Annotated in this window: 20 protein-coding genes and 1 pseudogene; 3 read left to right on the top strand and 18 right to left on the bottom strand. The window is 46.1% G+C overall.

Annotation, left to right across the window (positions count from 1 at the left end; genetic code table 11):
- Nucleotides 1-180 precede the first annotated feature (180 nt).
- The 10 genes and pseudogenes from HI950_RS37010 to zwf form a co-directional block, all read right to left on the bottom strand.
- Nucleotides 181-2,526: pseudogene (locus tag HI950_RS37010) on the bottom strand (chitobiase/beta-hexosaminidase C-terminal domain-containing protein).
- Between the two features lie 1,941 nt (nucleotides 2,527-4,467).
- Entirely contained in the window at nucleotides 4,468-5,814 is a 1,347-nt protein-coding gene (locus HI950_RS14515; protein ID WP_317618366.1) for a DRTGG domain-containing protein, read from the bottom strand.
- Between the two features lie 137 nt (nucleotides 5,815-5,951).
- Entirely contained in the window at nucleotides 5,952-7,568 is a 1,617-nt protein-coding gene (gene aceB, locus HI950_RS14510; RefSeq protein ID WP_169085053.1) for a malate synthase A, read from the bottom strand.
- Nucleotides 7,569-7,610: 42 nt separating this feature from the next.
- Nucleotides 7,611-8,897: an isocitrate lyase gene (aceA, locus tag HI950_RS14505; RefSeq protein ID WP_169085055.1), complete on the bottom strand. Its 1,287-nt coding sequence runs from the start codon at nucleotides 8,895-8,897 to the stop codon at nucleotides 7,611-7,613.
- Between the two features lie 383 nt (nucleotides 8,898-9,280).
- On the bottom strand, nucleotides 9,281-9,874 hold the full coding sequence (locus HI950_RS14500; RefSeq protein WP_169085057.1) for a TetR/AcrR family transcriptional regulator: 594 nt from the start codon (nucleotides 9,872-9,874) through the stop codon (nucleotides 9,281-9,283).
- Between the two features lie 39 nt (nucleotides 9,875-9,913).
- Nucleotides 9,914-10,393 (bottom strand): DoxX family protein, encoded by a 480-nt coding sequence (locus tag HI950_RS14495; protein WP_169085059.1) that lies wholly within the window; start codon nucleotides 10,391-10,393, stop codon nucleotides 9,914-9,916.
- 194 nt (nucleotides 10,394-10,587) lie between these two features.
- Complete coding sequence (gene gndA / locus HI950_RS14490) at nucleotides 10,588-11,997, bottom strand: NADP-dependent phosphogluconate dehydrogenase (protein WP_169085061.1); 1,410 nt, start codon at nucleotides 11,995-11,997, stop codon at nucleotides 10,588-10,590.
- A gap of 94 nt (nucleotides 11,998-12,091) precedes the next feature.
- Nucleotides 12,092-12,760 carry a fructose-6-phosphate aldolase gene (gene fsa / locus HI950_RS14485; RefSeq protein ID WP_169085063.1) on the bottom strand — a complete coding sequence of 223 codons (669 nt, stop codon included), beginning with the start codon at nucleotides 12,758-12,760 and terminating at the stop codon, nucleotides 12,092-12,094.
- A gap of 20 nt (nucleotides 12,761-12,780) precedes the next feature.
- A complete protein-coding gene (gene tkt / locus HI950_RS14480; protein ID WP_169085479.1) occupies nucleotides 12,781-14,775 on the bottom strand; it encodes a transketolase in 1,995 nt (664 codons plus the stop codon).
- Nucleotides 14,759-16,285: a glucose-6-phosphate dehydrogenase gene (gene zwf, locus HI950_RS14475; protein WP_169085481.1), complete on the bottom strand. Its 1,527-nt coding sequence runs from the start codon at nucleotides 16,283-16,285 to the stop codon at nucleotides 14,759-14,761. Before zwf ends, tkt begins: the two co-directional genes overlap by 17 nt.
- Before the next feature lie 188 nt (nucleotides 16,286-16,473).
- On the opposite strand from zwf, the gene HI950_RS14470 reads away from it, so the two are divergent.
- Nucleotides 16,474-17,355, top strand: coding sequence for a LysR family transcriptional regulator (locus HI950_RS14470; RefSeq protein WP_169085065.1), 882 nt, complete (start codon nucleotides 16,474-16,476; stop codon nucleotides 17,353-17,355).
- A gap of 87 nt (nucleotides 17,356-17,442) precedes the next feature.
- On the opposite strand, the gene HI950_RS14465 is transcribed toward HI950_RS14470, so the two are convergent.
- Both HI950_RS14465 and HI950_RS14460 read right to left on the bottom strand, forming a co-directional pair.
- Nucleotides 17,443-18,207, bottom strand: coding sequence for an SDR family oxidoreductase (locus HI950_RS14465; protein ID WP_223285281.1), 765 nt, complete (start codon nucleotides 18,205-18,207; stop codon nucleotides 17,443-17,445).
- Nucleotides 18,208-18,328: 121 nt separating this feature from the next.
- On the bottom strand, nucleotides 18,329-18,907 hold the full coding sequence (locus tag HI950_RS14460; RefSeq protein ID WP_169085067.1) for a TetR/AcrR family transcriptional regulator: 579 nt from the start codon (nucleotides 18,905-18,907) through the stop codon (nucleotides 18,329-18,331).
- Nucleotides 18,908-19,116: 209 nt separating this feature from the next.
- Between HI950_RS14460 and HI950_RS14455 the strand changes: the two genes are divergently transcribed.
- Nucleotides 19,117-19,758, top strand: a complete 642-nt coding sequence (locus HI950_RS14455; protein WP_169085069.1) for a transmembrane-type terpene cyclase — start codon at nucleotides 19,117-19,119, stop codon at nucleotides 19,756-19,758.
- Nucleotides 19,759-19,772: 14 nt separating this feature from the next.
- Here the strand turns inward: HI950_RS14455 and HI950_RS14450 are convergent, their stop codons facing one another.
- The 6 genes from HI950_RS14450 to HI950_RS14425 all read right to left on the bottom strand — a co-directional run bounded on the left by HI950_RS14450 (nucleotide 19,773) and on the right by HI950_RS14425 (nucleotide 25,019).
- The gene (locus HI950_RS14450; protein ID WP_317618365.1) at nucleotides 19,773-20,429 is read right to left on the bottom strand and encodes a glycerol-3-phosphate acyltransferase; all 657 of its coding nucleotides are present in this window, start codon (nucleotides 20,427-20,429) and stop codon (nucleotides 19,773-19,775) included.
- Nucleotides 20,384-21,478: a glycosyltransferase family 2 protein gene (locus tag HI950_RS14445; RefSeq protein ID WP_169085073.1), complete on the bottom strand. Its 1,095-nt coding sequence runs from the start codon at nucleotides 21,476-21,478 to the stop codon at nucleotides 20,384-20,386. Before HI950_RS14445 ends, HI950_RS14450 begins: the two co-directional genes overlap by 46 nt.
- 122 nt (nucleotides 21,479-21,600) lie before the next feature.
- On the bottom strand, nucleotides 21,601-22,596 hold the full coding sequence (locus HI950_RS14440; protein ID WP_169085075.1) for a cell wall hydrolase: 996 nt from the start codon (nucleotides 22,594-22,596) through the stop codon (nucleotides 21,601-21,603).
- A gap of 265 nt (nucleotides 22,597-22,861) precedes the next feature.
- A complete protein-coding gene (locus HI950_RS14435) occupies nucleotides 22,862-23,788 on the bottom strand; it encodes an NAD(P)-dependent alcohol dehydrogenase (protein WP_169085077.1) in 927 nt (308 codons plus the stop codon).
- Between the two features lie 132 nt (nucleotides 23,789-23,920).
- A complete protein-coding gene (locus HI950_RS14430) occupies nucleotides 23,921-24,658 on the bottom strand; it encodes an SDR family oxidoreductase (protein WP_169085079.1) in 738 nt (245 codons plus the stop codon).
- 103 nt (nucleotides 24,659-24,761) lie between these two features.
- Nucleotides 24,762-25,019: an Atu4866 domain-containing protein gene (locus HI950_RS14425; RefSeq protein WP_169085081.1), complete on the bottom strand. Its 258-nt coding sequence runs from the start codon at nucleotides 25,017-25,019 to the stop codon at nucleotides 24,762-24,764.
- A gap of 153 nt (nucleotides 25,020-25,172) precedes the next feature.
- Between HI950_RS14425 and HI950_RS14420 the strand changes: the two genes are divergently transcribed.
- Nucleotides 25,173-26,105, top strand: a complete 933-nt coding sequence (locus HI950_RS14420; protein WP_169085083.1) for an AraC family transcriptional regulator — start codon at nucleotides 25,173-25,175, stop codon at nucleotides 26,103-26,105.
- The last annotated feature ends 53 nt before the right edge of the window (nucleotides 26,106-26,158 follow it).

The raw sequence follows: 26,158 nt of genomic DNA, 5'->3' as shown, positions 1-26,158 counted from the left end.
GATGTCCTTTTTTTAGAAAAATAAACCGGATGATTGCTCTAGTGAGGATTACAATGGCAGCCTTAATCAAAAAAAAACTCTCAATTCGATTTCCGAATTGAAAGTCTTTTTTGAATGCTTCTTTTTTCAACTGCCTTTGATAGAGAAACCTAACGTACACCTGCGGTATTATTCCACCGCTTAATTAACTGCTGCAACTGCATATTTGCCGAATTGCTTGACTGAAAAATGGACATTGCTTGTTGCCGAATTATAGCTGCTATTCTTTACGATTTCCAGCTTGCCTTCGTTATTGATGAAATAAACGACCATTTCATTCGGATCTTCACCCATTTTCAGGGTGTAAGGCAGATTAATTTCTACGCTTCTGCCTCCAAAATCACTTATCGTTTTGCCATCGAGTATTAGATTAAAATCCAATGCTGTATTTTGTAAGGTAAAAGTTTGTGCCGCAGGCGGCAGCTTGTCTTTGTCGACCTGCTTCACGGAAAGCTCTAGAACAGCTGCATCCGTACCATTTTTATTGACCAGCATGTCAGAAGGAATAAAAGTATTCGCTGAACCCGTATTTATGACCAAGCCTGTATTCTGCTTCAGATCCGCTACAGGGGCGAGGACTGCGACCTCCTTGGTGCCTGCATCTGGTTTAATCATGATATTGATTAATTTATTCGTCGTTTTTGCCGCAGCAGTATTCATATCATTCGCACTTAAAACTACATTGGCTTTGCCGGCTGCATCTGTATCAATATGCACCGTGATGTTTCCCTTCAAATCAACTGTCGTTATTTGTTTAGCATGTACCGTAACAGTCGTCGTTGCCTTGAACCCACCGTCTTTCGAAGTCAGCGTTATAGTCGCCTTGCCCGGTGCTATCGCGGTAACTTCTCCTTTGCTGCTTACCGTTGCAACTGCCGAACTGCTGGTGCTCCATTCTACGTCATGATTCGTCGCATTCGCAGGCAGGATTGCCGCTTGCAGCGTTGACTTTTCGCCCTTCGTTAAGCTGAGTTCTGTCTTGCTTACCGTCACACCTGTAACCGGAACAACACGTGGTATGATTTGTGCGTCAGCCCAGTCACCGTGATCGCTGTTCGATGGGTTGTTAGTTGGTGTGCCTGCATCGTTCACAATAAGCGTAAGCTCATTAACACCTGTTATATCTACTTCGATTGGAATGCCTGCTGCTGGACCGCTCACCGTGTTCATTGTCGGGCTTTTATAAATCGAGAAACCATCCCCCAACACTTCAAACCAAAGGGTTGTAGCCGTGCCCTTCTTATTTTAGACGTCGTCTATTCCGATTACGGCTTTAAATAGGCCATATCCACCGCCAATATTGTATTTAATAATAGACGTCGCATTGGTTCCGATCCCTTTCGCATAAGTTATGCCATTGATTTTAATCGGCGTGGTTGCGCTGTTAATGGCATGATCCTTCAGCGGCGGATGTCCTGCCCATCCACTCGTTGCACTGATCCAATTCAAGTCGGAAAGATAGGCCGGTGCGCTTGCCGGTTCTGGCAAAGGACCAGCGACGATGCGATAAGCATAGGATGCGACAATGCTGTTCGTGTACATGTCCTTCACAGCAATAGCCTTCACCGTAGTCGAGTTTGCAATTTCAAATGCACCTGTATAAAGAGTACTGTCCTTCGTTGGCGTATCGCCGTTTGTTGTATAGTAAATAGAAGCGCCTTCCGTACCAGTCGCAAGTGTAACCTGGAACGCTTCATCGTAACGCCCTGTTGCTTTGCTTGCTGCTGGTGCATCCACAACAGGCAGGACAATCGCATAGGCTAAGGTCGCGACATCACTATCTACCCACTCTTCCTTAAACGCAATGGCTTTTACGGTCGTTGTTTTCGTAACTGCGATAGGATTCATATATTTGGTGCTGTTTCTAGTTGGGGTTGTGCCGTCAACGGTGTAATAAATGTCCGCACCAGCTGTAGAGGTGCTTAACTCAATCGATAAGAACGTGCTGTGCGTACCTGCCTCCATATTTGGCGTCGGCTTTTCAACAATTGGCGCATTGATCGTATACGCATAAGAAACGACATCGCTGTCTAACAGATACTCGCTGGCAGTAAACATCTTAAGCTCAGCCGTTTTTTGAATGACGAAAGGGCCAGTATAGTGATTCGAGTTTCTTGTTGGCGTTTTCCCGTCCAATGTGTAATAAATTTTAGCATCGGGCGTTGAGGTTGATAACGCTACTTTAATCGTTTTATCGAACGTGCCTGATGGCTTATCGCTGACCGGCGCTTCTGCCTTATCCGCTGTACCGGATGTGCTGACTTCTGCTACAGAAGTTGAACCAACCGCAACCGTTGTCGTAATATAGCTTACCTTCTCGCCATTCACTGTTTTATGAAGTGCGGGTTGGTCGGTTCCATTCAGGTTAATCGTAGGGTAATTGCCATAGAAACGCGCTTCCCACGTAAGCGGTTGTGAACCGGCTCTATTTATAAATTCCGTTTTGGTGTTGCCTTTATGGGCAACGCTGATATCATTTTGTCCCATTTGCAGGAAATCTACTTTGACGTCGGGAACTTCGCTCGCGAGCCTAGGCGCAGTTACAACCGAATGCTGCGGCGCGTTAGGCTCAATGCCCATCAGCCCTTCCACGATGTTGCCGATAAGGGTATACGAAATTTCCGGATACTCGCCGTTTGTAAGTGTACCTGCAGCAAATTGCTCATGTCTGTTCGGCCTTGTTTCCATAAGGAATTTCAACCATTTCCAACCTTCATCCACCCGGTTGTAAGGATAGAACGTGTCAGGCAAATAACTGTATGCCTCGACGTTTGCAGGAGAATTCGGCTTATCCAGGCTTGCCTTCGCTGTGGGCGATGTATAGATCAAGCCATTGCCGATCTGTTCGGAAATATAATCCAGGTAATTGCTGTTTCTTTGTCCCGGTTCCGTAATGAGCTTCATTGGCAAGAACCAGCTGTTCTCCTTGCCGAAATCGGTATATCTCGTTACTTGGTCAGCATGCCATGCTCTGACGTAGCTGCCTGATTTGTCGCCGTTCTTAACGCTCCACTCATTATTGAAATAATCCTTTAGTTCTTGCGCTTTAGCGAAGGCTGCAGTTGATTCGGCATTCAAGCCTTTTGCCTTTAGCATGTTCGCATAAGCCAGCAATGCTTGATACTGCGAGCCGATCGCGTCGCCCGCTTCAATAATCGGTTCTCCACTTCTCTCGTTATAGCTAGCTGCACCTTTAAATATCCCGCCGCCTGTGCCCTCGGCAACGCCATTGCCGTTTGTATCATGCAGCGCAATATAATCCGTTAAGACCTTCGTATAGAAATTCCACATGTCAGAATCATTGATGTATGCCTCATTTCCTGTCCACAAGTATTGCTCATAGGCCTTCTCTATCAACTCGAATTGGATCGGAACCTCGCGTACAAAGTTGGTATCGCTCTTGTAGTCAATTGTATAATTGGAGCCATCAAAGTTATACGCCCAAAGGGTGTACCATTTTCTAGCTTCCGTCGCACCTTTGGCAAAGGTTTTGAACATGCTGAAATTTTCTTGGTCTAGCCCAAGCATATGTCCTCCTGGGGCTTGATGGACAAAGTCTCTGCTATAAAACGCAGTGCGATGTTTATATCCCGCCCAATATGATGGGATATATGGAAACGGACCTGGTTGACCACCCGTTTTGTTTACGTTGACCGGTCCGCTCTTGCCCGTTTGGACAAACTCAAGCGCTTGGCCAATTGCCCAGTCAAAATTGCTTTTTAGAAGCATATTTGAGGAATCAAGTGTAATCCTTTTTTCGGTTAACGAGCCCGTTACAGTCCATGTCTGAGGGCTGTCCGGTCCACTGTCGCTCGTTACCGTGTAGGTAACTGGCGTTGTAAAATCCTTCGCCACGCCTGAGGCAGCGGAAATCGTTGCACCCGAAGAAACCGAAATTACTGGTGTAAGCGCTGTCAAATCAGTGCCAAAAGGCACTTTAAAATGTACAGTATGTGCGCTCTCATCAATGATAGAATTGCCAATTTGACCAGCTACAGCAAATGAAACGATGTTTTTTTGAACGGGTACATCTTCAGCTTGAGCTGTTAAAGCAGGTCCTATTGCGGTGGAAAAAGATGTTAACAATATCGTCAAAAATAAAACCAAGCTCAAAACTTTCTTCTTCCTCCTTGTCATTATGAATCCCCTTTCTTTCATATAAAATATGTTTCTATGCAAATCATACTTATTTTGCGGAGAAAATATAATGTCACATAACTACGATGTAAGCGCTCTTTTCTACTAATTTATATTTATTACATAATCGATGTCTATTTTTTCCTGAATTATATTCGGTCATTTTTGTATAGACTCCATTTATTGGCACTTATTGTCAAGGGAATTTGTTACAATTATATATTTTATATATTGTTGTGTGAATATAAAAAAAGACCTCCAGTCCGAGCTGGAAGTCTTTTTTAATCTCAACTATTGGCCGAGCCAGCGTGCGGTAACGATCGATTTCACAACCATCTTTGATCCGGTGAACATACCGACTTCAATTTTACAAAACCTGCGAGTAAGCTCGATGACGGTAGGAATAATTTCCACAATGCTGTCGATCTCGACAGTCGCAAGGTAATATGTCGAGGTGCTGTCTATGAGCAAATCCCCTTTTCGATACTCTTTCATGGTTCGATTGACAGCCTGCGTAACTAAGCTGCCCATCATTCCTTCCGATATGTATCCGACCTGGTTGATCATTTGGGCGGTAACCCTGCCTCGGAAACGCAATTCGCCGTTGTCAGCTCTCGATTCTTCGAAGACCGACCACATTTGATCCTCGAAGGTTTCACCATATTGCGGCTGCATCTGGACGTATTGCATCGCTTTAAGCACATCTTTCCGGCTGATGACACCGATCAGCTGCCCGCTGTCGTCAATGACCGGAATGAGCTCAATTCCCTCCCAAACCATAGTATGGCTTACCGAAGCGATGGAAGTATTTACGGTTACCGTAATAGGATTGTTCGTCATCAGCTCGGCCAGCTTCTGATCACTGGGGGCTCCGATGACGTCCTTGTTTGTAATCATGCCGATCGGTTTATTCGCGTCGTCTACGACGGGGAACCGGTTATGTTTCGTTTCTTCGATTTTTCTTACTAGTTTTTCAACGCTATCGCTGCCGGCCATGAATACGACTTTCACGTCCTTGCGGAGAATATCCCCAACAAGAATAATTTGTTTCTTGATCATTCGTTCATAGATCGCACGGTTAATCAAATTAGCGACCGTAAAGGTATCATAGGTACAGCTTATGACAGGCAATTCAAGCTTATCGGCGAGCCCCTTTACTTCGGCGGTCGTATCGAAACCACCCGTTATAAGCACCCCGGCCCCTAACGTCAATGCGCTGGAGTGCGCTTTGTTTCGGTTACCGACGATTAGCAAATTGCCTTGTTCGATATAGCGGATCATCGCTTCCAGCTGCATGGCGCCGATCACGAATTTATTCAATTCCTTATGCAAGCCGGCCGCACCGCCAAGCACAGTTCCATCGACCAGCTTAGTAATCTCTTCGAACGTTAATTTATCGATGCTCTGTCTCTGACTCTGTTTCTTCTCGATTCTGGTCGTCCCTGCACGCCCGTTCGTGCTTACGATTCCGCGATTTTCTGCATCCTTGATTGCCCGGTACGCTGTGCCCTCGCTGACTTCCAGCGTAAGTGCGATCTTGCGGACGGAAATCCGCGAGCCCACCTCGAGTCCTTGGATATATTGAATGATTTGTTCATGCTTCGTCGAGAACTCGTCCAAATCCGCGATTGCTCCCACCTCATCTCCGCCCTGTATTCCATTATTATATATGAAGGAGAATCAAAATAACAAAGGGATAAATAGATAAAGCTTCCATCCCGTTCTGATCCCATACAGGATAGAGCAACTGGAAGCTTTATCATTTCCACTCTCGATTATAGTTCTACCGATAACAGATAGGCATAACCGGGATCAGTGAGGAAGTCTTCGAAGGTGTCGCATATCGTCATCTCTTTGAAAATCGAACTGGCTAACCCATATTTACGTTCCGCATAGAGGTCAAGACCAATCTCGTTTTTGATTTTGTCCAATTCCTCTTGCAAGATTTCTTCGAACATCTCGGCCGTAACCTTGCGCCCATCCGCAAGAATGCCTGCCGGATGATGAATCCATTGCCAAAGCTGAGCTCTTGATATCTCCGCGGTCGCGACATCCTCCATCAAGTGATGGATAGGAACAGCTCCCAGTCCTCTTAGCCAGGCTTCAAGATATTGAACGCCGACGGATGCGTTCATTCTTACTCCATCTTCGGTTATATGCCCTACTGGGATTTCCAATAAGTTTTCGGAAGTCACCTGCAGCTGGTCCAGCTGCCTCTCGACCTGATTTGCCTCAGGCATCCAGGTATTGAATACTTCCATAGCTACAGGCACAAGTCCAGGATGGGCGACCCAAGTTCCGTCATGCCCGTCGGACACCTCCCTTAGCTTATCCTGTCGCACCTTTTCCATTGCGACTTCATGAGCAATCGGATTATTCTTGATAGGAATTTGGGCTGCCATGCCCCCAATGCAATGGATATTACGTTTGTGGCACGTTTTTATTGCTAGCAAAGAATAAGCTCTCATAAAAGGAGATGTCATCGTAATCATAATCCGATTGGGCAATATGACATCCGGTTGATTCCTAAGCTTCTTGATATAGCTGAAAATATAGTCCCAGCGCCCGCAATTTAATCCGGCAATATGCTCGCGAAGCTCATAGATGATTTCATCCATTTCGAATGCGGCTAGAATGGTTTCGATCAATACCGTTACTTTAATCGAACCTTGTTCAATCCCCAGCTCCTGCTGCGCAAACGTGAATACATCATTCCACAGGCGCGCTTCCAAGTAGCTTTCGATTTTAGGAAGGTAAAAATAAGGACTGCTTCCTTTACGGATTAATGCTTCGGCATTGTGAAAGAAGAACAATCCAAAATCGAATAAGCTTGCGGAAATCGGATGTCCATTAATGGTTACATGGTTTTCCGCCATATGCCAGCCGCGAGGACGAACCTTTAATATAGCGGGCGCCTCATTCAGAGCATAACCTTTCCCATCCGGACTTACGTATTCTATTGTGCCATTTACCGCATCTCTAAGATTGATCTGCCCCTCTATCGTATTCGACCAAGTGGGAGAGTTCGCATCTTCGAGATCCGACATATAAAGCTTCGCTCCCGAATTCAACGCGTTAATGACCATTTTCCGGTCTCCCGCAGGCCCCGTGATCTCGACCCTGCGATCTTGTAGTTCCTTGGGGATGCTCGTTACGCGCCAATCGCTATTTCGCACTTCCGAAGTTTCTTCCAAAAAATCCGGCAGTTCGCCTTCGTCGATATCCTTCTGCCTTTTTTGCCTAAGCATAAGAAGTTCACTGCGCGAGGGTCCAAAATGCTTCTCCAGCTTCTTGACGAAAGCTAACGCTTCAGGTGTTAGAATTTCCCCATATGCAGCATTTCGGATTTCCCCTCTAACCTCCAAGCCGCTAAGCTCCATTTGTTCATTCATCTTAGCCCTCTTTTCCGTTTAACATGTGTGGATGATGGAGTACTAGTAACTGAATTGATCCTGCTCCGTAGAACCCGTCAATGCTTTCGTAGTAGAGGTGCCGCCGGAAATAACTTGGGTAACTTCATCAAAATATCCCGTGCCTACTTCCCTCTGATGGCGGGTAGCCTCGTAACCGTCCGCTTCGATGGCGAATTCGGCTTGCTGAAGCTCGGAATATGCAGACATCCCGCGTTCTTTATAGCTCTTCGCCAAAGTGAACATACTATGGTTCAGCGCATGGAATCCTGCCAGGGTAACGAATTGGAATTTGTAGCCCAATTTGCCTAACTGCATCTGAAACGAAGCGATTTCGGCATCGCTCAGCTTCTTCTTCCAATTGAATGAGGGCGAACAATTATAAGCAAGCGGCTTGCCTGGGAATCTCTTATGAATCGCCTTCGCAAAACGTTCCGCCTCCTCCATATTGGGCTCCGAGGTTTCACACCAGATCATATCGGCGTAAGGAGCGTAAGCGAGCCCTCTTGAGATCGCTTGATCCAATCCCTCCTTAACATAGAAGAATCCTTCCGGCGTTCTTTCGCCCGTCAAGAATGGATGATCATTCTCATCGATATCGCTCGTCAATAACCGCGCTGCATTGGCATCCGTTCTTGCGATCAATACCGTGTCCACTCCCATAACGTCTGCCGCAAGTCTAGCCGCCAACAGATTGCGAATTGCTTGTTGCGTCGGCAGAAGCACTTTCCCGCCCAAGTGGCCGCACTTCTTCTCCGATGAGAGCTGATCTTCCAAATGGACGGCTGAGGCGCCAGCTTCGATCATCGCTTTCATCAGCTCAAACACATTTAAAGGTCCTCCGAAACCCGCCTCTGCATCGGCAACGATCGGCGCGAAGAAATCAATATCGCTCTTGCCTTCGGAGTGCTGAATTTGATCCGCCCTCTGCAAAGCTTGGTTAATACGTTTTACAACGTGCGGAACACTATTGGCCGGGTACAAGCTCTGATCCGGATACATGTGACCCGACAGATTCGCATCGGCAGCAACCTGCCATCCGCTGAGATAAATCGCCTTCAAGCCCGCTTTAACTTGCTGTACTGCTTGATTACCCGTCAGTGCGCCTAACGCATGAACGTAATCCTCCTGTTGAATCAGCTCCCAGAACCGCTGCGCCCCGCGTTTGGCCAACGTATGCTCAACCAGAACCGATCCGCGTATCCGAAGCACTTCTTCCGGCTTATAGGTACGAATAACGCCCTCGTATCTTTGGGAATTCCAATTTTGCAGCAATTCTTGAACATCGTTGTTTGTCTGTTGCTGATTCATAAATATACCCCTCTCGAATGTTTAAAATAAGAGCGCTTACTCGTTACACTTTCTCCAAACAGCCATTTCCTCCGCATCTGTTGCATGGCATGATCTTTAGACCCTTGCAATTAACGCAATCGCTATCTTCCTCGTTGTGCAATACAGGATAACAACACATGCAATCAAGCTCACCATTTCCGTTACATGTCGGACAATCCACTTGAAGCCCCCCTTTGTGTTATATAACAATTCGGTGTTTATGTTGATTATTATATAACCAAATTTATTGTTATACAACAATTATTTTTTTGGTTATTTTAGTTATATAACACGTCGGAATGATTTCAATCTTAGGTAAAAAAAAGAGCCTTTAGAAGTCGCTTCTAGGGCTCGATTTGCGTTTATTGGATTTTCAACATACCGACCATTAATGCAGACAAATCTTGGGCAGTACAAGCAATGGACGTAATAGGAAAGGAAGAGCGGACACGCAGCCCTAGCGCAAGCAAAACGAACATTTCAGCTGTCTTGGCTGCATCAACCGATTCAAAAATAACACCGTGCTGCTGGCCGCTCATAATCCATTGCTTGGATAAATAAACGGAGCGCTCATAAAAGTTTTTTAGCACCTCCGCAACCGCAGGCTCATCCTGCTTACCAAACAAATACATGAGAACCTTGTTCGTCACATCATGCTCGTCTTCCAGCTTCACAAGGTTTTCTGAAATTTTTTGCATCGGCCCGTCGAACGTTTTGGGTACCTGCTCCACTTCATTCATGAACTGCTTGTTCGTCTCTTCCAGCTGTTCTTGCAGCACCCAGGCAAATATTTCGTTCTTACTCTTTACGTAATGGAAAATAGCTCCCTTGGATAATTCCGATTTATCCATAATGTCCTTCATGGTGACTGCATGGCAGCCTTTTTCCGCCAGAAGCTCTTTGGTTGCTTCAAGCAATTGCCGTATCGTTTGTGCTCTGCGTTCCTCTTGCTTCAAAGTAATTCCTCCATCATCATCAAAACGAATTATTCCTAATTATATACCTTTTGTTTTTCGTTGTACGGTTGTACGACTGCGTAAATGGAATGTCAAAACGGCGATAGTCGCGGACAAGAAAACGATCTGCATAAGTGTACGCGGCACCAAAGTGTCTGCAGATTTATTCGCTATGCCAGCGAGCGCGGCATAGACATTCGCCGGGAACATCGCGAGCAGCAAGGCGGTCAGACCACCGGCTGCCCATGGAGCGGTCTTCCGGTGCAGCAGCCCCGCAGCGCCAGCAAGCTCCAATAGGCCCGTAATGGTGACGATTAAGCCGGGACTTGGCATTGCTGGCGGAACCATGCTGATGAGCTCCGCGCGCATAAAGGCGAAGTGGACAACACCGGTCAATACAAACATGGCCGCTAGTCCGCCCCGCAAAGCAACCGACCAATGGCGCAACCGGCGCACCCCAGCGGCTCCAGCAACAAGAATCGCCAGCGTGACGGCAACAAGAACGATAAGTGGCTCCATTTGAAATCCCTCCTGCATTTTCACGATTTATATACTTATAATACATACCGACCAACGGTTTGTAAACGGGGTAAACGAAAAAACACTCCTATGTCCGATAATGAAAGCTCGAAATTTCATTATCGTCTATAGGAGTGCCTTTGATGTTACAATAATCGATCAGCCCGCTATGATTGCATTAAAAAGGTCACTCTTTATTTCATCCATTGGAAATGAAAGCTGCCTTTTTGGTCAAGCCGCTCGAACGTATGCGCCCCAAAATAATCCCGTTGCGCTTGCAGCAAATTAGCCGGCAGCCTTTCAGAGCGATAGCTGTCATAATAAGCTAATGCGGAAGAAAAAGCAGGAACCGGAATTCCTCTCGTTACAGCAATAGCTATTACATTTCTCCATGCTTCTTGATAATTTTCGACTACGCCTCTGAAATAATCGTCCAAGAACAGGTTTTTCAGAGCGGGATCACGATCGTAAGCATCCTTAATATTTTGCAGGAAGCCGGCGCGAATAATACAGCCTCCGCGGAAAATCATGGCAATGCTGCCATAGTTCAAATCCCATTTGTACTCGTCGGAAGCCGCTCTCATCTGTGCAAAGCCCTGCGCATACGAAGCGATTTTGCTCGTGTACAAAGCTTTGCGAACAGCCTCGATGAATGCCTTAGGATCGCCGTCATAGCTCGATGCCGCAGGTCCATTCAGCCGCTTGCTTGCAGCGATGCGTTCTTCTTTCATCGCGGAGATAAACCGCGCAAACACGGATTCCGTAATAATGGACAATGGCACGCCTAAATCCAAAGCGCTTTGGCTAGTCCATTTACCCGTTCCTTTTTGTCCAGCTGAATCCAAAATGACATCCACCATCGGTTTGCCTGTATCCGGATCCGTCTTGGCGAAAATGTCAGCCGTTATTTCGATTAAATAACTATCCAGCTCGCCGTTATTCCATTCCGTAAATATGTCGTGCAGCTCACTTGTAGATAAATGCAGAACATCCTTTAGCAAATGATACGCTTCGCCAATGAGCTGCATATCGCCGTATTCGATGCCGTTATGCACCATTTTGACGTAATGTCCGGCACCGTCTTCACCGATGTAGGTGGAGCAAGCATCGCCGTTAACTTTAGCCGATATTGCAGTCAAGATTGGCTCTACCAGCTCATACGCGTCTTTTTGACCGCCTGGCATAATGGAAGGACCATTCAGCGCTCCCTCCTCGCCGCCTGAAATACCGGCGCCGATAAAGCGGAAGCCTTTCGCTTGCAAATCTTTATTTCTTCTTTGCGTATCGGGGAAATGTGCATTTCCGCCGTCTATGAGAATATCTCCTTGACTTAGGTAAGGCAAGAGCTGATTGATGGTATCGTCAGTCGGCTGTCCCGCTTTAACCATAATTAATATTCTACGCGGCGTCTCCAGCGCTTGAACAAACTCCTCCATGCTGAAAGTGCCTGCGAAGTTTTTACCGGGCGCTTCCGCCAAAAGCTCATTCGTTTTCTCAGGTGAACGATTATATAAAGCAACTGAGAACCCTTTACTTTCCATGTTCAAGGCAAGATTCTTGCCCATGACGGCTAAGCCGACCACGCCAATTTGCTGTTTTTGCATCGTATAAACCTCCCTGATAATCGAGCAGAATGCGGAAAGCGATTGCCGGTTCCCAGAACCGTCTTTATGCAATCCGCATTTTTTGAATCATCTCTTAAAGCTGAGCTGTTTTTTTCCAATCGGCAGCGAATTTCTCCATCCCTTGATCCGTCAATGGATGCTTCGATATTTGTTCGATAACCGAGAACGGAATCGTTGCGATATGCGCGCCAGCCATCGCTACCCGAGTCACGTGATCCGGATGGCGGACAGAAGCAGCGATAATTTGTGCGTCGAGGTTATGAGTACGGAATAATTCGGCTACCTTAACGATCAGTTGGACGCCATCCTCCGAAATATCATCCAAGCGGCCCAGAAACGGGGAGACATAAGTAGCGCCTGCACGAGCAGCGAGGAGCGCTTGGTTCACTGTGAAAATTAACGTAACGTTTGTTTTCACGCCTTTTTTAGTTAAATAACGGCAAGCCTCTAACCCCGCCAGCGTCATCGGAAGCTTGATCGTGATGTTTTTGTCATGATTATTGATTTTGATTAGTTCGTTCGCTTGCGCGATCATTTCTTCTGCTGTAATCGCATCAGGCGTTACTTCAGCGGACACGGATTCAACTTCAGGCACTTCTTGCAAAATTTCTGCAATGCGGTCCTCGAATTTCACTCCCTCTTTGGCTACCAAGGAAGGATTCGTTGTTACACCGGAAAGGACTCCAATTTTATACGCTTTTTTAATGTCATCCACATTAGCCGTATCGATAAAAAATTTCATAATGATCTACCTCCATTTTTTTAATTGCTGATCAATTCTTTAGTCAGGCGAACCACATTATTTACTGAAAAACCGAAGTACTCCATTACTTCATTGCCGGGTCCTGATGCGCCGAATGTATCGATGGACAATACTTTTCCGGTTGGTCCCGTGTAACGCTCCCAGCCAAGCGAAATACCGGCTTCTATAGCCACTCGCTTCGTAACGGAAGCAGGCAGAACGGACTGCTTGTAGGCTTCGGATTGACGGTCAAACAGCTCTCTGCTCGGCATTGCAACTACACGTACAGACAGGTTTTCCTGCTCCAGCTCCGCTTTGGCGCTTACGGCAAGGGACACTTCAGATCCGGTTCCGATAAGGATCACATCCGGCTGATCGTTTGTTTCCGTCAGGACATAAGCTCCTTTGGCTACCCCGTCAACGTTTGCTTTAGTCGCTTCATAAACGGGAAGGTTTTGCCGGCTCAGAACAAGAGCTACCGGGCCTTGTTTTTGCTGCAATGCGTACGCCCATGCACTTGCCGTTTCATTGGCATCCGTTGGCCGGATGACCGTAAGTCCCGGAATAGTCCGAAGAGCAGCGAGGTGCTCGACTGGCTCATGGGTAGGTCCATCTTCCCCAACGGCAATGGAATCATGGGTAAATACATAGATAACGGGCAGCTTTTGCAGTGCAGCAAGACGAATAGATGGCCGCAAATAATCGCTAAATACGAAGAAGGTGCTGACGAATGGCTTTACGCCGCCATGCAGTGCCATACCATTACCAGCTGCGCCCATCGCATGCTCACGAACGCCAAAGTAGATGTTGCGTCCAGCATAAGATTCAACGGCAAAGGTTTGCTCTCCGCTAATATCCGTCATCGTGGAATGCGATAAATCGGCGCTGCCTCCAAAAATCGATGGAACGGATTTGATGTAGTGATTGATGGCTGCACCGCTTGCTATACGGGTAGAAACGGTTTTGGACGTGTCAAACGTAAGAATGTCTTCCGCTTCAAACAAAACAGATCCGTCGATAACCTGCTCAAGCTCCTCACCAAGCGAAGGATGCTGCGCTTTATAAGACGCTAACAATCTGTTCCATTCTTCTTCTTTTACCCCGCCTTTATGCTTAAGCTGTTCAAAGTGGGCTTTAACTTCTTTTGGAACGGCAAACTCTTCCTCGTACTGCCAACCATAAACCTCTTTCGTTGCTTTTGCCTCTTCCTTGCCAAGCGGGTTACCGTGTGCTTTGTTCGTTCCTGCTACCTTCTTGCTTCCATAGCCGATAATCGTCCGGACTTCGATAATGGTTGGCTGCGAATCGTTTTGCTTAGCCGCCTCGATCGCTTTCGCAATTTGCGCTACGTCGTTGCCGTCCTCAACCCTTAAATATTCCCACTGAGCCGATTCTGCTCTTTTTTTCATATTTTCCCCAAAGGAAAGGTTCAAATCTCCATCGAGCGAAATATCATTGGAATCATACAATACAACTAATTTGCCGAGCTTCATATGACCCGCCATGGACATCGCCTCGTAAGCGACTCCTTCCATCAAACATCCGTCCCCCACAAGGGCGTACGTATAATGATCGATTACCGGGAAACCGCTTTGGTTGAATTTCGAAGCCAGATGAGCTTCAGCCATTGCCATTCCGACTGCCATAGCAAGCCCTTGGCCTAGAGGTCCTGTCGTTGCTTCTACGCCATCCGTGTGGCCAAATTCAGGATGCCCTGGCGTTTTGCTGTTCAGCTTGCGAAACTGTTTTAAATCTTCAATCGAAACGTTATATCCTGACAAATGCAGGAGACTATAAAGTAAAGCCGAGCCATGCCCCGCAGAGAGAACGAAGCGGTCGCGGTTAAACCATTTGGCATGGGCGGGATTATGATTTAGCAGCTTGGACCAAAGGGCATAAGCCATTGGTGCAGCACCCATTGGCAGTCCAGGATGGCCTGAATTAGCGCTGTTTATTGCATCAATAGACAAAGTTCGGATCGTATCAATAGCTAGCTGGTCAATTGTTTGTGTGATAGGCATATTGTTCTCCTTTTATCGTTTCTATTTCTTGTTCTGGCTTGGAATCGAACCACCAATGATAGCCGTCTCTCGCCAGTAGCTCATCTGACTCGGTAGGACCGTAAGTGCCGGCAGCATAATGATGAAGCGGAACAAGATTTTCTTCAAAAGCGTTTAAAATAGGTTGAACCCATTTCCAGGACAATTCAACTTCATCCCAGTGCGCAAAAAACGTTGGGTCTCCATGCAAAGCGTCATACAGCAAATTTTCATAAGCCTCGGGCACATCATTGCGACTAGTGTGAAAGTCGATTTGAATAGGTTTGAACTCCCCTTTTTGCTGCGGGTCTCTTGTATTTAATTGCAACGTAATGCCTTCGTTGGGACTGATTTCAAATACCAAGAGATTAGGTATCTTACTGTCGTCATTTGCCCGGGAATGCTGCTTTAACGGTTCTTTGAACTCAATAACGATTCGCGTTGATTTTTCCTTCATTCTTTTGCCTGTTCGTATATAAAAAGGAACATCCCGCCAAAACACATCGTCGATCTGCAGTCTAGCGGCAATAAACGTATCATTCATTGAAGTTTCCGCAATGCTTGGTTCGGAAGTATAACCGATTACCGGCTTTCCTTGGATCGTTCCTGCTTTGTACTGACCGCGGATCACGCTCGATTTAACATCCTCTTTTTGCAGCGGCTCAAGGGATTCCATAATTAATTTTTTCTTAAAACGCACCTCTTCGGAGCTGCTGTTCTTCGGAAGGTGAATCGCCAGCATCATAAGCAATTGCAGCATATGGTTTTGGAACATGTCTCTGACAGCACCTACATGATCGTAATAACCCGCTCTTTCTTCAACACCGACGGTTTCGTTAGCCGTTATCTGCACGTTGGCAATGTAACGATTGGACCATAATGCCTGTAGCACCGGATTCGTTTGCTGCAAAACCTCAAGCTTCTGAACCATAGGTTTGCCAAGGTAATGATCGATGCGGAAAATTTCATGCTCGTCAAAAGATTTGCTCAGCTTTTCATTTAAATCCCGGGCTGATTGCAAATCATGTCCAAATGGCTTCTCGATCATCAGGCGCTTCCAGCCATTCGCGGAGCCGAGCCCGCTTTCTTTGATGTTCGCTGCTATCGTTTCAAAAAATTCAGGACCGACGGATAAATAAAACATGCGATTAGGCGCAATGTCCAGCTCTTGCTCCCGTTGTTCAATCAGCTTCAGAAGCTTTTGGTAATCCTCTTTATGGCCTACATCCAAAACACTGTAACGGAATGCGCTTATGAAGCTTTTCACTATAGCAGCATCGCTCGCCTCCCGTCTCGAAAAGGTACGGAGAGACTGCTCGACATTTGCCTGAAAAACTTCATCAGACAGCTCTCTTCTTCCAAGACCAAACACCGAGAATGATTGCGGCAGCTTTTGGTCAACAAATAAATTAAATAAGGCCGGATAAATTTTTCTTTTGGCTAAATCCCCTGTTGCACCAAACAAAACAAGCGTGGTGGCGTCCATTTTCATTTCTCCTTCCAGCATAGTTTCTCCTCGATATCCCTTAGGTGCAGGCAATGGCGACAGCAGCTGCAACAGCATCACTTTCACCCTTGCCTCACCTTCATGTTCTGGTTTCTTTTTCTTACTTCCACTATAATACGAATATCACCTATACAAGTAATTAATATATTTCACAGGAGCTATAGACCATGTCTATGAACAATTATGAGCTGTATAAAGTTTTTTATTGGGCTGCCAAGACAGGCAGCTTAACGCAGGCTGCCAAATTTTTGTATATTACCCAACCGAGCGTCAGCCACGCCATCAAGCAGCTTGAAGAAAGCTTTGGCATCACTTTGTTTTACCGGAATTCCAAAGGCGTTGCTCTGACACAGGAAGGCGCCATTCTCTATTCCTATATTGAAAAGTCTCAGATCCTAATAACGCTGGCAGAAGAAAAACTGGCGGCGCTTAAAAATCTGGACAGCGGCGAGCTTCGGATCGGCGGAAGTGATTCGCTGTTCAAGCATTATTTGCTTCCTTACTTAGAAGACTTTCATCAGAGATATCCCGGCATCAAGCTTCAACTAATTCATGGAACGACGCCAGAAATCATCGCTTTCTTAAAAGAAGGGAAAATTGATTTGGGCGTCGTTCGCATGCCGATCGTCGATCCCCAGCTTGAGGTGAAGGAAGGTATTCAGCTGCAGGATTGCTTTGTAGCAGGGGCCCGATATGCCGAGCTTAAGAACATGGTGCTCTCGCTGGAGCGGCTGCTTCAGTACCCCGTCATCTTATTCTCGCGCAATAGCCGGGCGCGTATGGCCATTACGGAATTATTCCAAGGCTACGGCCTTGAGCTCAAACCTGAAATCGAGGTCGGAAGCGTAGACCTTCTTATCGAGTTTGCACGGAAAGGACTTGGAATTTCTTACGTGACTAGAGAATTTGTTTCCAAGGAGCTGGATGAGGGCTCGCTTTTTGAGATCAAATTAGAAGTAGAGCTTCCTCCCTCGCAGGTGGGCATTATGATTATGCGCAATATGCCGCTTTCCATTGCAGCAAGCCATTTTATTGAAGGTTTTAGATAACATCCATGCATGCCGCAATAAAAAAAATGGTTGAGCCGACGAATGCCGACTCAACCATTTTTGCAATTGTTCATGTGAAAGCAGAAATTACCAAGGCAATTGGTCATCGAGATGGAAAAATCCTCCTGTTTGTCCGTCAGCGGGCAATGTAGCGGCAATAATGCTGGTGCGGCTGCCTTCCACAACATCGATTGTTGCTTTGTTGCCGCCTAATGCGGTAACGACCCAACCAGGGTGAATGGAATTCACTTTAATCGGGGTATCCTTCAGCTCATGCGCCAGATGAACCGTAAAAGCGTTTAGTGCCGTCTTCGATGCATTATAGGCAAACGTTTTGAATGAATAAATAGGAGCCGTAGGATCAGCATGCAGCGTTAACGAGCCTAAGACGCTGGATAAATTTACGATTCGTCCTGCCTCCGATTTGCGAATCAGCGGCAGCAACGTTTGCGTAAGCTGGATTGGCGCGAAGAAATTGACATCAAATGTCTCCCGAAGGGTTTCAGCGGGCAGCGTGCTTGTACGGTTAACGATTTGCACGGATACGCTCTCTTCATCCAGCAAAATGCCTGCGTTGTTAATGAGAATATCCAGCTTTCCATAGTTCTTTTCAAAGAAGCCATATACCGCAGCATGGTCTTCTATGCTGTTGACATCACATTTTACACTTTCCGCAGTTAAGCCTTCTTTTCGCAGTTGGTCTGCCGTGGCCTGCCCTTTTTGCGCATCGCGAGATCCGATGACTACAGCTGCGCCCAATTTGCCAAGTCCACGCGCCGTTTCTAACCCGATTCCCCGCGTAGCGCCTGTTACGAAAGCGACTTTGCCTGTCAAATTCAGTAATTCTGTCATGTATATCGTCTCCTCTAGTTTAGGTTTTCGTTTGTGGGAGTAAAGCCGGATTGCCGATGGAAAAGGCTTGTTTTTCTTTTTGAGAACGGTCGTTCTAATTTGTTGAAAAAAAATAGATTTTCTATTTTCCGATTGCTGTTAATGCAAAATTGGCAATGCGATGCAGCTTCTCTTTACTGGTTGTGGTACGGACAAGTACCCTTAATCCCAGCAGCGTATTGTGCAGGTTTTCGGCAAGCGCCTTTGCATCGTGGTCAGCGGTGAACTCACCTGTTTGCTGTCCTCTGCGAATAATGTCCACAAGCAGCTGCTCGGTAAGGTCAAAGCCTTTTGCGGCCTTGGCATCTACTTCTTCATCACGGGCAGCCAGCTCGATGGCTGAATTGACAAACATGCACCCGAGCGGTCTGTCCTCGCCGCCTTCAATGATAAAGTCAAAAATAAACCGTATCGCTTGGCTTGCCGTTTGTGCGCCTTTTGCCCCGGCTTCTAATTGGGAGCCTACAATTTGCCCATAGCGGTCCAGTGATTTTAAATACAATGAATGCTTGTCGCCAAAAGTATCATACATACTTCTGCGATGGATGCCCATATGTTCGACAAGGTCATTCAAAGACGTCTTTTCATAGCCTTGTTCCCAAAACAGCTGCATAGCCTTATGCAGAACTGCGCTTTCCTCAAATTCTTTGGAACGTCCCATCACATATCCCTCCCAAAACCATCATAGCATTTTGAGAACGAACGGTAAAGTATTTTGAAAATGCTCTTAAAAAGCGAGGTATATCAAGGCTCTTTCCTTTTCCGTCTTATCCTAGGGTCTACATGAAGGGCTTGTTTCATATACATAGACAAGCTAAATTCATGTTCTTGTAGGACGAATACTTTCTGAAAGGATGCGATCGCTGCTAAATGGAGCACCTATTACCTGTAAAAGCAGTACTGCTAATCGGGGTAGCCCTATTTTGGACTATCGTCTATATTCTCGTTATTTATAAAGGGTTTAAGGATCAGACATGCGGAATGCCCCTTGCCTCCATATGTGCAAACGTTACATGGGAATTTCTATTTACTTTTTTTATGCCGTTCCATCCTCTACAGCAAATCGTAACCCTGATATGGTTTCTATTAGACTGTGTCATTCTGTATCAATATCTCTATTATTCCAAAGGTTTATATTCAAAAAGCACGCTTTATTCCTCCGTCTTCTCCTTGCTCGTTATCGCTTTGCTGCTTCATTACGGAATGGCGGTAGAATTCCATGATAAAATGGGGGTTTATTCAGCCTTTGGCATTAACCTGATGATGTCTATTCTCTTCATAAGAATGCTGCTGATCAAGCATCTTCGAGGCCAATCTCTATCCATTGGTTATTTCAAAATGATAGGTACCGTATGCGCTTCCGTTTTCTGCTACATGCTTTACCCGCAATCCGTGTTATTGATGATTATGTATGTGTTGATCTTTATACTGGACATCGTGTACCTCCTGCTCGTCTATAACCAATCCATTAAAGTCGTTCACAAGCCGGCTATCGATAAAAAAAACATGTAAAGCTGCCGAGGTGATCAATCGCCTCGGCGCGATACCCTTCTCAGCCATGAAGTTATTTCCGCTCTGTGGGTATAGACGAGAATGACAAAATTCCCAAACCAAACCCACAGGATAGCCGCAGAGAACATCCTCATATACAAAAAGACAGAGAGCAGCAGCATACCGCTTACTACTTGTAGGCCATCAGCCTGAGCGGATTTAAGCCTGCTCTTGAATATCAGGCGGTTCACAGCCATGAACAGCGCTAAAATGACAGCATAAGCCACTGATACCTCAAACCCCGTAAGCGCGCTCCATACGCCGAAGGTGACAGCGATAGCCTTGCCGCCCTTCCCTTTCAGAAAAGGGCTAAATGCATGACCCGCAATGGGTGCAATGGCAAGCGGAATGATAAAATAACCTTGGCCGTATTCGGTTCCAATAATAAATAATAGAGGCAGATATCCTTTTAAGAAATCCAACAAAACACCGGCAATACCGAATTTATAACCTCCAGCCTTCCACAGGTTCAAGGCACCCGGATTTCCGTCGCCTACGGCTTTTAGATTCTTTTTGCTCACAAGGCCTAGCCAGTACGAGAACATGAGCGAGCCCGACAGAAATGAACAAGCAGTCAGCAAAATGATCATGGCTCCCGCCTGCCTCTCACCCGGACAAGCCTCCCCTTCCATTTTACATGCCCCAGAAAGACTACCTGATACATCGAGTAAATCATAATAATTATAAAAAATAACGAAGCAAAAACATGCATAACAGGCATCAAAATTCCAAAAACGCCTACATATTTGATGAAATATAATAATTGAAGCATATACAGGATATAACCGATTAATAGAGGCACTGCCCACGATGAGCCCGCAAAAATAAAGACGGTGCTCGACATGATGAGCCCGATTACCCAAATGGCGATTGGAATAATCGTCCACGGACTTAGCGTTGATGTGCTTAAGACGGCCCCTTTGCTAAAGCCTTCGATTTCACTTCGGATGCCATTAGGATACATGCGGAATGAAACAAAGCCATACCCGATAAAATTGGTGATGGGGATGCCTGCTGCTATAAATTTCGATCCAATCAACAAATCATCCAGCACCTCAGCTTTGACGCTCTCGTGACCGTTAATTTTTTCGTAATCCTCCCGTAAGGCAAGTATGCAGGAGCCATAAAGCCCTTTCTTAGCATTTCCTTTCTCAAACACCGATGTAAACGTGAATATGCCAAGTATATTCATGATCAGAGCGAGCTTTTCATATTGCTTTTCCGTATGGTGAAAAGGAACGACCGAAATGACTCCTTTCGATCGTTCCCTTGCTTTCATCAACGATGCAAGCGCAGCAGGCGCCAGTCTGATATCCGCATCCAAGAAGGCAAAAACATCGCCGGTCGCCTGCAAATACCCATTCCATACCGCCCAGCTCTTACCCGTCCATCCCTCCGGGAGGCTGCTGCCTGCAATGACTTTGACTCCGTAGCTTTCGGCTATTTCTCTCGTCCGATCATTCGAGAAATCATCCACAACTATAACTTCGAAGGGCGGATAGCTTTGTGACATGAGAGAATCGAGTAAATAAGGTAAATTACGCTCTTCATTTCTTGCGGGAATAATAACGGACAGCTTCCGTGTACCTTGATAGGGCTCATCGTAGACGGGCAATGTGTTTTTTCTGAATAAAATAAAACCGGACAGGCAGCCGACTATCATTACAATAACGATCCACATTCGGTATCCCCCCTCTATATGTATATATGAGGGTTTGACCTGTATTATATGCGCTGCCGGCTCTCTCGCACGAAGCCGATCAAAAAAAAGCCGTTATGGCCTTATGGCCATAACGGACTTCATTATCTCGCAAAACTATGGTGGCCGATCGTCGCAATGACGTCCAGGCTGGACCAAAACGATCCTTTGGAAATCTCAGGATTGAAGAAGTAAACCGCGTTCCCGATGTTATTTTTCCCGTTCAAGGCATCCTTAGCCGCGCGCAGAACGCTTGCGTTAGGTTTGCTTTTGTCAAGAATGCCGTTATGGGCTGGAGGAAACTGCTTCCCTGAATAAATGACGTCGCGTACCGAATCCGGGAAACTTGCGCTCTTCACTCTATTCAAGATCACGTTCGCTAAGGCAAGCTGCCCCTCATAGGATTCATATCCGGCTTCAACCATCGTAATTTTGGCTAGCAGCGTGAGGTCGGATTCTGTGAACGGTTCTGCTATGTTATCGAAAATCGAAGGAATAACAACCTTAAGCTTCGTACCCGGCTTGATCACTGCCTTGCCGTCCAGTCCATTACGCTTCAATAGCTCAGACTTGGTGCCGCCAATTTCCTTGCTGATGTGATCCAATCCGTACTCTTCCGTTATTACGGCTGGCTGTACCGTTACCAGCTCGATAACATCTAGCTCCGTATTCAAATACACGTTTGCATGCAGCAATTCCGCCAATTGGCGCATAGGAGCATATAGCCTGCCCTCTGTTAAGACTGGTACCGTTTCCAATTGGTAGCGGCCTTCATTGAAATAAACAACCGGCACTCCATTTCCCAGCACGATCGAATCGCCCAATACCGTATGTATCGTTACTTCCTCATTTACGCTATCCCAGCTTGACTTCGACCCAAACATTTCGGCTATGCGAGCCACAGGCACATACAATCTTCCATCCTGTATAAAAGCAGGGTCTTCCAGCTTCACTTTTTCACCATTAATTTTTATCGTCACATCATTTGCAGCATTAGCTTCCCCCGCGGAGACGGTGGACATTGGTCCGATACAAAGCAGAAGCAATCCCAAAATCATTGCCATAATAAGCCTTCTATCCGGCTTGTTTTCTCTGATCATACGTACCTCCCAGCACTTTATGTTGGTGTAATCTGCCAACGTTCAGCTTCTGGGCAAAATTATATCACAGCTTATTGTGTCTATAGGATTAACATTTTCACAGAATTGATTGAGAATGACAAAATAGTCCGAATTTTCACGGGCCAAAAAGCTGCACATATGTCGATAGAAAGCGAGCCGCCCGAGCGAAATCTAACCGCTCGGGCGGCATCGAAGCCTTCATTTTTGACTGAAAATGAATGGTCCCGCAAGTGAGCCTGCTTCGTTAGATACCCTCATCCGGAACTACTGTGATAACGACATTTCCTTTTTTCCGCCCTTGATCTACATAGCTGTGAGCCTCTGGAACTTGTTCCAACGGATATCGCCGATCGATAACAGACTTTAGCTTTCCCGCCTCAATGAGCTCTTTGAGGAAAATTAAATCTTCTGTAAGCACTTTTGCTACTCCCTGCCCTTCAACAGATACAAATGTCCCGTTCGGAGTCAGTGCTTTTTTGCAAGCTGATTTGGAGACTTTCCCAACCGTATCAAAGATAAGATCATAACGCTCTTCTTTTTTCGTAAAATCCTCTTTCGTATAATCAATGACCTTATCTGCTCCCAGCGAGCTCACCAAATCAAAATTCGCACTGCTGCATACGCCGGTAACCTCTGCCCCAAAGTGCTTGGCAAGCTGTACCGCTGAAGTTCCTACCGCTCCAGAAGCACCGTAGATAAGAACCTTTTGTCCGTTATGAATCTTTCCTTTTCTAAAAAAATGCAAGGCTGTCGTTCCGCCAAAAGGAACGGCGGCAGCTTCCTCATAGGTCATATTAACCGGTTTTATTGCCATAAATCCGTCTTCAGGCTGACAGGTGTACTCGGCATAACAACCAAAGTTCATCTCCGTTAATGCAAAAACCTGGTCACCCTTTTTAAATCGCTTTACATTTTTGCCTATTGCTTCGATTTCTCCGGCCAATTCAACACCCAGTATAGGCTTTCTCGGTTTTCTGAGACCTAGAAATAATCGCATCGGGATCCAAAATAGGAGAGGGCTTCTGAAGCCTCGAACTCTACAGTCCCCTGATGTTACGGTAGTGGCATGTACTTTTACCAGCACCTCATTATCCTTGGGCATAGGCTTTTCTAACTCTTTGAGTTGAAGAACCTCCGGTGATCCATATTTTGTGCATACAATCGCTTTCATGGGCTTCCTCCATACCTCAATTTTCCATTAGTATAACGCGTCAGATGATTGACATATAGATACTAAAGTGTTGTTTTGAGCATACTAGAGGTAATTGTAACGATGCGGCACCAAGCGCTTTCATCCTCTGGTTTATGCAAGACTAGCCGTTGGCCTTACAATGATTTCATTTACATCCACATCGGCTGGCTGCTCAATAGCGTACAGCATTGCGCGAGCAATAGCTGATGCTGGAATTGATATTCGCCGGTACTCCTTCATAACCTGCCTCGCTTCATCATTCGAGATACTCTCAGCAAGCTCAGATTCCGTAACACCCGGTGATACAAGCGTCACGCGAATATCGCCTCCCACCTCTTGGCGCAAACCTTCAGAGATAGCGCGGACGGCATACTTCGTAGCACAGTATACCGCAGCCGTTGGAGACACTGCGTATGCGCCAATTGAAGCGATGTTAATAAACTGACCGAATCCTTGTTTCTTCATAATAGAAAGGCCAGCAGCGATGCCATGCAGAACGCCTCGAATATTTACATCGATCATGCGATCCCATTCATCAACTTTTAGAGCATTCAGGGGCGAAAGAGGCATAATGCCGGCATTATTAATCACGACATCGAGACGGCCAAAACGGCTTTGCGCAAAGTCAATAAATGCCTCCATTTGTTCATGCTTGGTCACATCCAAGGTTTGATATTCAACAGAACCTCCTTCTGAGCGAAGTGAGGATGCAAGAGCCTCCAATTTTTCTGTGCGTCTTGCGCCAATGACAACATGAGCACCATTTTGAGCTAGCAGACGCGCCGCAGCCTCACCGATTCCGCTGCTTCCGCCCGTTATGGCTACAACTTTACCTTTAATGTTAGACATCCTATTATCTCCTTTGATTATCATATTATTTGCATCATCGCTTGACTATTTCTCCAACCATTTGGATTTAAATTTTGGAATGAATGGACTGAACAGCTTCCATTTATTTCTCTCGAAATAGAATCATTCCCGCGTGGTAGAGAACCCCATCCCGGAAATCGCCATCCGCAGTAAAACCAGTGTCATCCCTGTACTCGATATGATCTCCTTCAATCGTATAGCTGCCTTGATAGGCGCTAGATTTATTGCCGCGAGCCTCATCATATCGTCCGTTAGGCAACAGCTCATGCCGGATGTTGCCATCTCGCGTAACCCACATGCCTGCATAAGAATGTTGTGCTCTGTTTTGTCTATTCCACATTCGCTCATCTCCCTCGTTTTTCTTTTGTTGGAGTCAAATTCATTATGAAGCAATTCGAACTTCAGGAGATAGCATAGTTGTGCATGATTATTGCCTAATCCTCCAAATTGTCATAAAATAAAGCAATCGGAAGCCAGAACTGGAGGAATCATTATGACGAGTGATATGAGGCAAGACGACAAAGTGGCAATCCAACAAAAAGAATTGGCACAGCTCATAGACCGTTTCACTGAAAATGATGGCACTTACCCGACAGCCGTTCCTTCCCTGCATTTCATCCGAGCGTCCAAACAATCAGAACCTATTCATGCCGTCCATAAACCGGCATTGTGTATCGTAGCAAACGGATCGAAAATGGTTATGCTTGCAGAGGAATGCTATCAATATGATCCCGCTTCTTATCTTGTCGTCTCCGTTGATTTGCCTATTTCCGGACAAATCATCCAAGCGACTTCAGATTCCCCTTACCTGTGCCTCAGGCTGGATTTTGAACCGAATCAAATTGTGGATATCATCAGAGATTCCAATCAAGACTGGAACAACAAAGGCGACTCAGGTCGCGGATTGTTTATCAATAAAACGAAGCTCTCGCTTCTTGAGGCCGTATTGAGGCTTGTTCGACTATTGGAAACGCCGCAGGATATTCCCATACTTGCGCCGTTAGTCATACGTGAAATTTTTTACCGGATCCTACAAGATGAACAAGGCGATTCCCTTAAGCAATTCGCCCTAGTGGGGAGCCGCGCACAAAGAATAGCGAAAGTCATTGATCTTATCAAAAATGATTTCGTCAAGCCGCTGCGAGTCGAACAATTAGCATTGGCTGTAAACATGAGCCCTTCATCCCTTCATCATCATTTCAAAGACATAACGGCTATGAGCCCTTTGCAGTTTCAAAAACAAATCCGATTACAAGAGGCTCGCCGTCTACTGCTTTCCGAGACCATGGACGCTGCCGATGCAGGATTCCAAGTTGGCTATGAAAGCCCCTCTCATTTTAGCCGCGAATATGCTCGTATGTTCGGCCTCCCCCCAATGAGCGATATAAAGCGCCTTCGCGACTCCTTAACCATGATTCCGAATTGATGCTTTGGCCTGTTCATGGAGTCCGCCAAACAAAAAACACGCCTAATTCGGCG

The organism is Paenibacillus sp. PL91, from assembly GCF_012935325.2.
In the GTDB taxonomy this organism is placed as follows: domain Bacteria; phylum Bacillota; class Bacilli; order Paenibacillales; family Paenibacillaceae; genus Pristimantibacillus.
The sequence above is the reverse complement of the archived record's forward strand: the minus strand, read 5'-3'. Positions and strand labels throughout refer to the sequence as shown.

Bases quoted from the DNA above. Each gene is read 5' to 3' on its own strand.
- HI950_RS14420 (WP_169085083.1), top strand. From the start codon at position 25,173: ATGACGAGTGATATGAGGCAAGACGACAAAGTGGCAATCCAACAAAAA.
- HI950_RS14435 (WP_169085077.1), bottom strand. From the start codon at position 23,788: ATGAAAGCGATTGTATGCACAAAATATGGATCACCGGAGGTTCTTCAA.
- HI950_RS14465 (WP_223285281.1), bottom strand. From the start codon at position 18,207: ATGACAGAATTACTGAATTTGACAGGCAAAGTCGCTTTCGTAACAGGC.
- HI950_RS14445 (WP_169085073.1), bottom strand. From the start codon at position 21,478: ATGTGGATCGTTATTGTAATGATAGTCGGCTGCCTGTCCGGTTTTATT.
- aceA (WP_169085055.1), bottom strand. From the start codon at position 8,897: ATGAATCAGCAACAGACAAACAACGATGTTCAAGAATTGCTGCAAAAT.
- HI950_RS14460 (WP_169085067.1), bottom strand. From the start codon at position 18,907: ATGGGACGTTCCAAAGAATTTGAGGAAAGCGCAGTTCTGCATAAGGCT.
- HI950_RS14425 (WP_169085081.1), bottom strand. From the start codon at position 25,019: ATGTGGAATAGACAAAACAGAGCACAACATTCTTATGCAGGCATGTGG.
- HI950_RS14455 (WP_169085069.1), top strand. From the start codon at position 19,117: ATGGAGCACCTATTACCTGTAAAAGCAGTACTGCTAATCGGGGTAGCC.
- fsa (WP_169085063.1), bottom strand. From the start codon at position 12,760: ATGAAATTTTTTATCGATACGGCTAATGTGGATGACATTAAAAAAGCG.
- HI950_RS14470 (WP_169085065.1), top strand. From the start codon at position 16,474: ATGTCTATGAACAATTATGAGCTGTATAAAGTTTTTTATTGGGCTGCC.
- gndA (WP_169085061.1), bottom strand. From the start codon at position 11,997: ATGCAAAAACAGCAAATTGGCGTGGTCGGCTTAGCCGTCATGGGCAAG.
- HI950_RS14495 (WP_169085059.1), bottom strand. From the start codon at position 10,393: ATGGAGCCACTTATCGTTCTTGTTGCCGTCACGCTGGCGATTCTTGTT.
- zwf (WP_169085481.1), bottom strand. From the start codon at position 16,285: ATGGACGCCACCACGCTTGTTTTGTTTGGTGCAACAGGGGATTTAGCC.
- aceB (WP_169085053.1), bottom strand. From the start codon at position 7,568: ATGAATGAACAAATGGAGCTTAGCGGCTTGGAGGTTAGAGGGGAAATC.
- HI950_RS14430 (WP_169085079.1), bottom strand. From the start codon at position 24,658: ATGTCTAACATTAAAGGTAAAGTTGTAGCCATAACGGGCGGAAGCAGC.
- HI950_RS14440 (WP_169085075.1), bottom strand. From the start codon at position 22,596: ATGATCAGAGAAAACAAGCCGGATAGAAGGCTTATTATGGCAATGATT.
- HI950_RS14450 (WP_317618365.1), bottom strand. From the start codon at position 20,429: ATGGAAGGGGAGGCTTGTCCGGGTGAGAGGCAGGCGGGAGCCATGATC.